Here is a 947-nt window from a genome sequence, read left to right on the forward strand (position 1 = left end):
AATGTAGTAAGGTTTGGTTGTGTATAAAGGGGGTGTGGTTGTCTTTTGTGTTTTGTGTTTTCACCCAATGGGTGAAACGGTTTTTTGGTTGAAACCATTATACCAGTTGGGGTTTGTGTGTTTTTTTGATTTCTATTTTTGGATTAGGGTTATTGTTTGTTTGTTCGGAGTTGTTGGATGTTGTGGATAAAAGCCTTTCATATTATTAGTGTGATTACTTGGTTTGCGGCTTTGTTTTACTTGCCACGCCTTTTTGTTTATCATGCGATGAGTGATGACCAAGTGAGTATTGAGCGTTTTAAAGTGATGGAGTGTAAGCTCTATCGTGGCATTATGATGCCGAGTTTTGTTTTGGCAACAGTATTAGGCGCTTGGATGGTGATTGACAACTGGGCAGTTTATAGCACTCAATATTGGCTACACGCTAAGTTGGCACTGGTTGTGCCACTGATTGCTTATCATTTTTATTGTGGGTATTTGCTGTTAGTTTTCAAAGCGAATAACAATACTCGTTCACATATTTTTTATCGCTGGTTTAACGAATTTCCAGTACTAATACTGATAGCAATTGTTATTTTAGTTGTGGTTAAGCCTTTTTAGTGAGTTTTAGGTAGTTGTCAGCCAAGGCTTCGTAGATAGGTTGTTGGTAAATTTGTTTAGAGATAAAGTTAGCAATAAAGGCGACCAGTAATCCCGGGAGTAGTAAATGCAGACTCAGCGTCATTTCAAGAATGACAAAAGTTGAGGTGAGTGGTGCTCTAATCACCGCACTTAAATACCCAATCATTGCCATTATTATCACAACTTGCGTATTAATTTGTGTATAGAAATTAGCCACTTCTGAGCCAAGCCCCGCACCAATTGAAATGCTTGGCATAAAGACGCCACCTGGAATAGTAGATACAAATGAGCTTAGCGTGGCAAAGTATTTCATCACAACAAAGTCT

The 947-nt window shown here is 38.4% G+C and carries 2 protein-coding genes; one reads left to right on the plus strand and one right to left on the minus strand.

Annotation, left to right across the window (positions count from 1 at the left end; all coding sequences use genetic code 11):
* The first annotated feature begins 177 nt into the window (after nt 1-177).
* Nucleotides 178-600 (plus strand): CopD family protein, encoded by a 423-nt coding sequence (locus tag BAZSYMA_RS07260; protein WP_090717223.1) that lies wholly within the window; start codon nt 178-180, stop codon nt 598-600.
* Here BAZSYMA_RS07260 and BAZSYMA_RS07265 read toward each other — a convergent pair.
* Nucleotides 587-947, minus strand: a 361-nt coding sequence (locus BAZSYMA_RS07265) for a chloride channel protein (RefSeq protein WP_195910145.1), incomplete at its 5' end; no start/stop codon positions are given. The two genes, BAZSYMA_RS07260 and BAZSYMA_RS07265, sit on opposite strands and share 14 nt — an antisense overlap.

The sequence above is a fragment of the Bathymodiolus azoricus thioautotrophic gill symbiont genome (assembly GCF_001298715.1).
GTDB lineage: Bacteria > Pseudomonadota > Gammaproteobacteria > PS1 > Pseudothioglobaceae > Thiodubiliella.